At 64.8% G+C, this 9,439-nt stretch carries 9 protein-coding genes and 1 pseudogene; 6 read left to right on the top strand and 4 right to left on the bottom strand.

What is annotated here, in order from left to right; translation table 11 throughout:
• From KBZ15_RS12160 to KBZ15_RS12145, 4 genes and pseudogenes are all read right to left on the bottom strand, one after another.
• Nucleotides 1-143, bottom strand: a pseudogene (locus tag KBZ15_RS12160) (glutamate racemase); the annotation flags it as partial.
• Nucleotides 140-1,240, bottom strand: coding sequence for an N-acetylmuramoyl-L-alanine amidase (locus KBZ15_RS12155; RefSeq protein ID WP_255015465.1), 1,101 nt, complete (start codon nucleotides 1,238-1,240; stop codon nucleotides 140-142). The gene KBZ15_RS12155 and the pseudogene KBZ15_RS12160, both read right to left, overlap by 4 nt.
• 8 nt (nucleotides 1,241-1,248) lie before the next feature.
• Nucleotides 1,249-2,067, bottom strand: coding sequence for a carbon-nitrogen hydrolase family protein (locus KBZ15_RS12150; protein WP_255015464.1), 819 nt, complete (start codon nucleotides 2,065-2,067; stop codon nucleotides 1,249-1,251).
• Between the two features lie 68 nt (nucleotides 2,068-2,135).
• Nucleotides 2,136-2,891 (bottom strand): 2-phosphosulfolactate phosphatase family protein, encoded by a 756-nt coding sequence (locus KBZ15_RS12145; protein WP_255015466.1) that lies wholly within the window; start codon nucleotides 2,889-2,891, stop codon nucleotides 2,136-2,138.
• A 51-nt stretch (nucleotides 2,892-2,942) separates the two neighbouring features.
• Between KBZ15_RS12145 and KBZ15_RS12140 the strand changes: the two genes are divergently transcribed.
• The 6 genes from KBZ15_RS12140 to KBZ15_RS12115 form a co-directional block, all read left to right on the top strand.
• Entirely contained in the window at nucleotides 2,943-4,508 is a 1,566-nt protein-coding gene (locus KBZ15_RS12140) for a UbiD family decarboxylase (RefSeq protein WP_255015463.1), read from the top strand.
• The gene (locus KBZ15_RS12135; RefSeq protein ID WP_255015462.1) at nucleotides 4,508-4,951 is read left to right on the top strand and encodes an Rrf2 family transcriptional regulator; all 444 of its coding nucleotides are present in this window, start codon (nucleotides 4,508-4,510) and stop codon (nucleotides 4,949-4,951) included. The genes KBZ15_RS12140 and KBZ15_RS12135 overlap by 1 nt, the downstream gene beginning before the upstream one ends.
• Before the next feature lie 295 nt (nucleotides 4,952-5,246).
• On the top strand, nucleotides 5,247-6,227 hold the full coding sequence (locus KBZ15_RS12130) for an IS5 family transposase (protein ID WP_255015461.1): 981 nt from the start codon (nucleotides 5,247-5,249) through the stop codon (nucleotides 6,225-6,227).
• An 832-nt stretch (nucleotides 6,228-7,059) separates the two neighbouring features.
• Complete coding sequence (locus KBZ15_RS12125) at nucleotides 7,060-8,376, top strand: glycosyltransferase (protein ID WP_255015460.1); 1,317 nt, start codon at nucleotides 7,060-7,062, stop codon at nucleotides 8,374-8,376.
• Between the two features lie 175 nt (nucleotides 8,377-8,551).
• On the top strand, nucleotides 8,552-9,097 hold the full coding sequence (locus tag KBZ15_RS12120; RefSeq protein ID WP_255015459.1) for a hypothetical protein: 546 nt from the start codon (nucleotides 8,552-8,554) through the stop codon (nucleotides 9,095-9,097).
• A partial coding sequence (locus KBZ15_RS12115; protein ID WP_255015458.1) for a hypothetical protein occupies nucleotides 9,094-9,439 on the top strand: 346 nt, incomplete at its 3' end. The genes KBZ15_RS12120 and KBZ15_RS12115, both read left to right, overlap by 4 nt.

Genomic DNA, 9,439 nt, shown 5'->3' with positions numbered 1-9,439 from the left:
TCTGCCACGCTGCGCTGGCCGTAGGGCACCCGGGCCGTATCACCCAGGTAGAGGCAGGAGGAGTGGGGATAGCGCTCCTGCAGCCGGCGCAGCACCGTGAGCCCGCCCAGGCCGCTGTCAAAAAGGCCCACCAAGGCGCTCATTGGCTCTCCCGCAGGGCATTGAGAACGCCGGCGGAGAGGGCCAGGGCCATGCGCCGGCGAAAGCTGGCATCGGCGAGGCGGCGGGAATCGATCGCGCCGGTGAGGAAGCCCATCTCCACCAGGGCCGAGGGCATCACGGTGCGGCGAATCACGAAAAAGCGCCCGGTGCGCACGCCCCGATCCGGGCTGCCCGGCGAGATGGCCACCATCTGTTGCTGCAGGGCCGCCGCCAGGCGCCGGGCAGACGCTCCTGCCCCCTCGAAATAGAAAGTTTCGATCCCGTTCACATCGGGGCGGGCCATGCTCAGCGCATTGGCATGCACGCTCACAAACAGGTCGGCGCCACTGCTGTTGGCCAGGCTCACCCGGGGCGGCAGGTCCACATCCACCTCCGAGGTGCGCGTCATCAGCACCTGCACGCCCCGGGCCTGCAGCAGCCTGGCCATCTGCAGACAGATATCCAGCACCACATCGGTTTCCCGCAGCCCGCCAATGCCGATTGCGCCGGGATCGGGGCCGCCATGGCCGGGATCGATCACCACCTTGAAGCGGCCCCTGGGCACCACGGGCAGGCCGTCGGCCGAAAGCGGTGCCCCGGAGGTGGGGAAAGCAATCTGGGCCAAAGGGGCACTGGAAACGGCATCCAGATCCCCCTCGCCGAGGGCCGGCCCAGTCTGGTTGGCCAGGCCGGGGAGCTCCATGCGCCAGCGGTCGCGGGCCGTGCCCACCAGGCGCAGGCCGGCGGGTTCCAGCTCGGTGCCCGGGGCGAATTCGAGCACCAGGCGGGTGGTGAGGCCATCGGAGCGGCCGATGCGCACCTCGCGTAGGGCCCCACCGCCCCGCAGGGTGCGGGAGCGGGAGGGGGCCCCGGGCAGATCCACCCAGACCCTCGGCCCCCGCAGCCCCGTGCCGGCCTCAAAGAAGGCCTGGGGGCGCACGTCCTGGGCGGTGCGCAGCTCCAGCTGGCCCGTCCGGGTCACCCGCCAGGCCGCCAGGGAGGAGGCCCAGGCGGGCAGATCGGCCAGAACCACAGCAAGGGCAGTCAGGGCCGCTGCCCAGAGCCCTGGTTTTGACTTGACTCGACCGGACCAGCGCATCAAGAGGTTCAGAACAGGGCCGGGCGGCGATGTTGGAGGCTGGGCATCTGGGCCCGCACCCGGCCGCCATGGCCCGCATCGATCGGCGCCACCGCCGATCCCACCGCCACCCCGGCGTCAGCCAGCACGGTGCCCCAGGGGTCGATCACCAGGGAGTGGCCGTGGCACTGGCGCCTGCCGTAGTGGAGGCCCGTCTGGGCGGGGGCGACCACATAGGCCGTGTTTTCGATGGCCCGGGCCTGCAACAGCACCTGCCAATGGTCCTTGCCGGTGAAGGCCGTGAAGGCGGCGGGCACCATCAGCACGTCCGCCCCGGCGCCGGCGAGATGGCGGTAGAGCTCCGGGAAGCGCACGTCGTAACAGATCGAGAGGCCGATACGACCCAGGCCCGGCACCTCCACCACCGGCGGCAACTGGCTGCCGGGCTGCACCGTCAGGGATTCGCGGTAGGTGTTGCCATCCGGCAGATCCACATCGAAGAGGTGGATCTTGTCGTAGCGGGCCAGCAGCTGGCCCTCGGTGCCCACCAGCTCGGCGCGGTTGAAGGTTTTGCCCGCTCCGGCCGGCACCGGGAAGCCCCCGCCCAGCAGGGTCACCTGGTAGCGGCGGGCCATCGTCACCAGGAAGCGGCTGCAGCGCTCCGCCAGGGCCGGGGCCAGCTCCAGGCGCCGGCTGTCCTCGCCCATGAAGGCAAAATTTTCAGGCAGGCCCACCAGTTCGGCGCCGCGGCGGGCGGCCAGCTCGATCTGTTCTTCGGCCGCCACAAAGTTGGCATCCGGATCAGGGGTGCTGGTGAGCTGCACAGCTGCCGCCAGAAAACTGCCCACCGATTGCCCAGAACGAACGGCCGAACTGTAAGGGAAATGGCCGATTCGGCCAGACCCCAAGCAGGGCCTCAGCTGGCCTTCAGCACGCCGGGTTCGGCCTGGAAGGGCACGATCTGGAGGCTGTCGACCGAGGCGCAACAGGCGAAGTCGGCGTCGTGGTTGCCAATGCCCATCAATCGCTGGCCGTGGCTGGCGGCGCGCAGACACCCTTCGGTGTCCTGAGCCCACTGGTGCCAAACCGCCAGGGCCACATACATTTCATCGTTGGCGATGCGGGCCGGGCTCTGGCTGGCCGCTGCGATCGCGAGCAGGGCAGCGGCCACGGCCCCCGCAGCAAGGCTGTCTTCGAGGGAATAATCCCCTTCCCAGCCACTGCCCACGATCCAGACTTTTTCGCATTGCTTATGCCAAAGGCTGGTTGCTACAGCGGTGCGATTCGGAAGGCAGGCGGTGAGGAGCAGGGGCACAGCTTTCACCGCTGCCAAGGAGCGGGTGCCGTTGGTGGTGCTCATGAAAATTCGCTTGCCTGCAACCAGCTCCGGCGTGATCGCAACCGGGGAATTGCCCAGGTCATAGCCATCGATGCGTTTCCCCCCCCGCTCCCCTGCCCGCAAACGGGATTGCTCAGGCCAGGCACTGGCCGCTGCTTCGAGTTTGGCCAGATCGGCAAAAGCCTCAACGGCCTCCGCACCTCTCTCGAGGGAAAAGGCAATGGTGGTGGTGGCGCGCAGCACGTCGATCACGACGGCGGCATCGGGGCCTCCCTGGGCAGGGGGCACCACCTCGGGAACCGTTTCTGAAGTCGCGAAGTAGGAGATCTGCACCGGCACCGCCAGGGGAGGGTGCGCCACAGTAGGAAGCACCGGTCAAACCTGATGGCAGCCACGGCGCCCCCCCAGCGCAGCCGCCGAGATCTACGCGGCTTTATTGAGCTCCTGGAATCCCGCGGCGCCCTGCGCCGGATCAGCGCCCCGGTGGATCCGGATCTGGAGCTGGCGGCGATCGCCGACCGGGTGCTGGCCGCCGGCGGGCCGGGATTGTTGTTTGAAAACGTGATCGGCTCATCGATGCCGGTGGCGGTGAACCTGCTCGGCACCCAGGAGCGGGTGCTCTGGAGCCTGGGCATGGAGCAGCCCGAAGAGCTCGAAGCCCTGGGCGAGCGGCTGGCCCTACTGCAGCAACCCCGTCCCCCTAAGGGGGCCCGGGAGGCGCTGCGCTTTGGCTCGGTGCTGCTGGATGTGCTCAGAGCCAGGCCCGATCTCGATCTCACGCCCCCCTGCCGCCAACAGGTGTTTAAGGGGGAGGCGGTGAACCTCGATGCCCTGCCGCTCCTGCGCCCCTGGCCCGGAGATGGCGGCCGGATCATCACCCTGGGGCTGGTAATTACCAAAGACCCCGAAACCGGCACGCCAAACGTGGGGGTGTACCGGCTACAGCAGCAGGGCATCAACACCATGACGGTGCACTGGCTGAGCGTGCGCGGCGGTGCCCGCCACCTGCGCAAGGCCGCAGCCATGGGAAAGAAACTGGAAATCGCCATCGCCATCGGCGTGCATCCGTTGCTGGTGATGGCGGCGGCCACGCCGATTCCGGTGCAGCTGAGCGAGTGGCTGTTCGCCGGGCTCTATGCCGGTGAAGGCGTGCGCTTGGCCAGGTGCAAAACGGTGAACCTGGAGGTGCCGAGCCACAGCGAAGTGGTGCTCGAAGGCACGATCACTCCCGGCGAAGAAGTGGCCGATGGACCCTTCGGCGACCACATGGGCTTCTACGGGGGAGTGGAGGATTCACCGATGGTGCGGATCCAGTGCGTCACCCAGCGGCGCAACCCGATCTACTTCACGACCTTTAGCGGCCGGCCCCCCAAGGAAGACGCCATGCTGGCCATTGCCCTGAACCGGATCTACACGCCAATCCTGCGCCAGCAGATCCCGGAGATCGTGGATTTCTTCCTGCCGATGGAGGGGCTCAGCTACAAGCTGGCCGTGATCGCCATCGATAAGGCCTATCCGGGCCAGGCCAGGCGGGCGGCGTTGGCCTTCTGGAGTGCCCTTCCCCAGTTCACCTACACAAAGTTTGTGGTGGTGGTCGACAAGGCGATCAACATCCGCGATCCGCGCCAGGTGATCTGGGCGATCAGCGCCCAGGTGGATCCCCAGCGGGATTTGTTTGTGCTCGAAAACACTCCATTTGACACGCTCGATTTCGCCAGCGAAAGGCTGGGTTTGGGCGGCCGCCTGGCGGTCGATGCCACCACCAAGATCGGGCCCGAGAAGCGCCACCCCTGGGGTGAGCCCCTGGGGCGACCAGAGGAGCTGGAGGCCCGCATCGACAGCCGCTGGGCTGAGCTGGGGCTGGCCGACATCGGCACCAGGGATCCCGATCCGGCCCTATTCGGCTACACACTCGAATTCGTGCTTGAGCGGCTGGCGGGGCGGAGCTGATGCTCAGTAAGCAGGCAAACCATGCCCTCAAGGCCCTGCTGGAGCTGGCTGCCGAACCGGAGCGCTGGCTCTCCACCCATGAGCTGGCGATCGCCCAGCAATTGCCGGAACCCATGCTGGAGCAAATCCTGTTGCGACTGCGCCGGGCCGGTCTGCTGAAGGCCCGAAGGGGGCGACTGGGGGGTTATCGATTGGCTGGGGCGGCTGGGGAGATGAGCATTGCCGCCGTTCTCGCCGCAGTGGATGAGGATGTAGATGAAAGTGAGCAAAAGGCAGGTTCGAGCCAATCATCGCCGGCGGAGCAGGTGACCTTCGGGCTGCAGCGCCGGCTAGAGCAGGCCCAGCAAAGGGCTCTCGAGCAACTCAACCTGGAGGAATTGCTGTTTGACCTGCAGAGCGCCGTTGCGGGAGCTGAGGGAGGGCAGGGGCTGTTGCTGGGCTAGGAGTTTGCTGCCAATATGGCTTCAGGCTGTCTAATGCGAGGAGTACCGAGGGCCATATAGACCTATAATTGTTAACATTCAGCTAGTTGTGGCAATGCATGATTGCAGATTCAGCTCTAGCTGTCTGCACCAAATCAATGGGCCTTCATCCCGTGGCTGGCCACTAAGCCTGATGCTATGAGCGTCGGTACTTAAACTCCTACTGCATCGGAGAAGCATGCGGCTAGGGAAGCTCTGGAAAACCCGAGCCATCCGCGCGAAAATACACGTGTAATCGCAGGTGCGGACTGGGTTCATGGGCAGCAAGCAGCTCGGATTCGGTGATTACGAGCAATCCTCTGCCAAAAAACGCACCAGGAGGGAGCGATTTCTGGGCGAGATGGAAAATGTGGTGCCGTGGAAAGCACTGATTGATCTGATCGAGCCCCACTATCCCAAGACCAGCTCCAAGGGTGGTCGCCCGCCCTATCCGCTCGCGACCATGCTGCGTATTCATCTACTGCAGCAGTGGTACGACCTCAGCGATCCAGCGATGGAGGATGCGCTGATCGAGGTTCCCACGATGCGCCGTTTCGCTGGGATCGACATGATCAGCGATCGTATCCCTGATGAGACCACGATCCTGGCCTTCCGCCATCTGCTGGAGAAGCATGATCTGGGCCAGCAGATCTTTGAGGTGGTCAAAGCCCATCTCAAGGCCAACGGCATGGCCATGAAGCAGGGCACGATCATCGATGCCACTTTGATCGCCGCTCCCAGTTCCACCAAGAACAAGACCAATGAACGGGATCCTGAGATGCACCAGACCAAGAAAGGCAACCAGTGGTATTTCGGGATGAAGGTCCACATCGGCGTGGATAGCGAGAGCGGCCTCATCCACTCAGTGGAAACCACGGCTGCTCATGTGCATGACCTCACCCCAGCCGCTGATCTCCTGCACGGCGAGGAAACCCTGGTCTATGCGGATGCTGGCTACCAGGGAATTGAGAAGCGAGAAGAGATGCAAGGCCGGGGGATCGGTTTCCGCGTTGCCATGCGACCAGGGAAGCGTCGAGTACTGCCTGACACGCCGGAGGGCCGATTGGATGATCTGGTCGAAACTGCCAAAGCACATGTCCGCGCCAAAGGAGAGCATCCGTTTCGGGTGATCAAACAGCAGTTCGGCTTTCAGAAGACCCGTCTGCGGGGAATGCTCAAGAACAGCTGCAAAGTGAATGTGCTGGCCGCCCTTTCGAACCTATTCATGGCACGTCGCAGGTTGCTATGCAGTTCGTGATCGGAGGATTGGTGTGCCCATTGCGGGCAAAAATTCCCCCAAATAAACCAAATTTAGTTGCCGTGAAGGTGAAATCAGGCCTATCAAGCCTCAGATCCCCCAGAAATTGTTCATTCCGAGCAAATCGCAAGCTTGGACCCTCTTTGAGGGCTCGTTGCCCAGAGGTTCCCTAGGCGAACTGGTTTGAGATCATAGCCTATACCCACTTCTGTAGAAAATGCGGGAGTGGAAAACTCCGTGAATGATCCTGGGTCACCTTTCCCCACTCGGTCAATTGGCCAATTTGCGCCAACGCCTGCTGTCACATAAAGACCGGATAAGTTTCCCTTTGAAGAGGGTGCACTGTCTTCGGCTGGGAGATCTTCTGCATTAGCAGGGCTAGCAAATGCGCTCATGCAACAAACCATGAAAGATAAAAAGACCCGTGAACTCACACTCGCTCGAAAACGCTTGTCGGCAATACTATAACCTGATCTCCAGAAGGCTGATGACAGCTCAAGCTTCAAGAACGCAGCAGATCAGAAATCCACAGCAGGCTAGGCCTATTCGTGCATGCAAAGCCGGATGGATCAATCCGGTTCTTTCGGAGACAACAGCGATACCGGCGCTGCCTATCTCTTTGATGTCGCAACCGGCAATCTGCTGCAGTCCTTCACCAATCCCACTCCCGCTTTTTCGACTCTTTCGGCTCCTCCGTAGCGCTCAGCGGCAATAGCGCTCGTTCCCAGCTGGAAAGCCCTGACGACTCCTCGTCTGGCTCAGGGCCATCTGCCGGCTGGCCTCAACTGCCGCAGAAATCGTGCAGGATCACGCGGCAGCAGCGGCTTCCCGCATGGCCAAGATCCGGTTGATCTCCGTCGGTTCCAGGGGAGACCTGCAGCCTTACCTGGCGATCCTGCTGGAACTGCAGCGCCTCGGACATCAGGTGAGCCTGATCGGCAGCGTCAACTTCCAGGCCGTGGCGGACGCCCATGCGCTGCCGTTCGTACCCCTGCCGGGCGACTTCACCTCGCTGCTGAGCTCGGAGGCGGGCCTGGCGTTGATGCAGGGCAAGCCCGTGCGCCTGATCTCCGATGCACTGCTGGGTGAGCTGCTGGAGACGGCCCACGCCGCCATGGAGGGCACGGATCTGCTTTTGGTGTCACCGCTGTGCCTGTGGGGTTACCACCTGGCAGAGGCCGCCGGGTGTCCCCTAGTGGTACTGAGCCCCATGCCGATCATGGCCACCGGGGATTTCCCCTTTCTGGGCTTCCCCGCCTCACCAACCAGCCGCAATGGCGGCAGCACAAGGCATCGAATCCGCCACCGGCTCAACCGCAGCAGCTACCGGCTAGTGAGCCTGCTCAAGTGGCGTCAGGACGCCCGGGTGATCCAGGCCTTTCGCCGCGATCGCCTGGGCCTGCAGCCCCTCCCCTGGGGCGGCGCCGAGAGCCGCCGCACCCCACCGGCCCATCTGGTGGATCCGCCGGTGCTGCATCTGATCAGTCCTCAGGTGTTGCCGCACCCGGCTGACTGGAAGGCGAGCGCCTCGCTCACCGGCTTCTGCTTCCTCGAGCCCCGCACGGCCGATGGGGACATCCTGCCTACGCCCTACAGCCCGGATCGGGAGCTGAGCGCCTTCCTTGAGGGCGGCCCTGCTCCCTTCTATGCCGGTTTCGGCAGCATGATTAGCCGCGATCCAGAAGCGCTGGCGGCTGCGGTGGTGGAAGCAGCGCAGCTGGCTGGCGTTCGACTGATCCTCTCGCCCGGTTGGGGCCGGGTTGTGCCCCGAGCGGCCCTGCCCGCTGATGTGTTTCTACTGGAGGAGTGTCCGCACAGCTGGCTGTTTCCCAGGGTGCAGGCCGCGATTCATCACGGCGGTGCAGGCACCACCGCCACCACGCTGCGCCACGGCATCCCCTCGACGGTGGTGGCGTTCTTTGCGGACCAGCCCGCCTGGGGACGCACGCTGGAGCAGCTCGGGGTCAGCCCGGCCACACATCGGTTGAGCAGTCTCAGCGCCGAGGCCCTGGCTGCCAGCATCCGAGCCCTGGCAGGCGAACCACGCTTCCGCCAGCGAGCTCGGGAGTTGCAGCAGCTGCTGGCCCGCGAGGACGGGGTGGCCTGCACCGCCAGTGCGATCGAGGCCCGCCTTGCCGGCATGGGGTAATCGACAGCGCCTGCATTCGGACAGGTGCTCGTCGCCCATCACGTGGGTGTGCCCGATGAGGCGATCGAGCGGTCGCTGCCGCCGGCTGCTCCGCAAACCAGAAGCCGCGCAGGGGCAGACAGGCCGGAGGGCTCTATATTTGCTATTCGCGAATGCCGAATGGCCTGGTGCGACCGTGGCCCGCTCACCCTCCAATCCCCAGCTCGTACTGCGCCCGCAGGATCTGGTGGTGCTGCTGCGCCTGGCTCTGGGGCCAGGCCCGGCGCCCACCTATGCGGCCCTCGGCGCCGAACTGGGCCTGACGGCCTCGGAAGCCCATGCGGCGGTGGAGCGTGCCGTGGCCGCCAGACTGGCGATCAAGGATGGGGCTGGCAAGCCCTCAGTTGTTCGCGCCGCCCTGAAAGCTTTCGTGCAGCACGGCGCTCGCTACTGCTTCCCCGCCACCCAGGGCGCGCTCAGCCGAGGGGTTCCCACCGGCTACGCCGCCTCCCCCCTCAACGAGCAGATCCTGCCGGGCAGCGACCCACCACCGGTGTGGCCGTGGAAGAAGGGAACGGCCCGTGGCATCGCCTTCCACCCTCTCTATCCCAGCGTCCCCGAAGCGGCAGAGCGCAACCCGGCTCTTGGGGAGCTGCTGGCCCTGTTCGACGCGGTGCGTGGCGGCAGCGCCCGTGAACAGGCCCTGGCGCTGGCCCTGCTGGAGGAGCGGTTGCAGCCATGAATCCCAACGACCCCAACGTCTTCTTGCTGGAGCGAGTCGCTGAGCAGTTGGGCGAGGCGCTGCTCGAGCAACTGGTGTTTGTCGGCGGCGCCGTGGCCGGCGTGCTGATCACGGATCCGGCGATGCCGGAGATCCGGCCCACCCAGGATGTGGATGTGATCTGCAGCGTGATTGCCAGGTCTGACTACCACCAGCTGGGGAGGCAACTGCGGCAACGCGGTTTTCAGGAGGACAGCCGGCCAGGCGCTCCGCTATGCCGCTGGTGCATCGACGACCTCGTTCTCGACCTGATGCCAGCCCAGGGGGAGATCCTGGGCTTCTCCAATAGTTGGTATCCCCTCG

This window comes from Cyanobium sp. BA20m-p-22, assembly GCF_024346275.1.
GTDB lineage: Bacteria > Cyanobacteriota > Cyanobacteriia > PCC-6307 > Cyanobiaceae > Cyanobium_A.
This window is presented reverse-complemented; position numbering and strand designations above follow the sequence as displayed.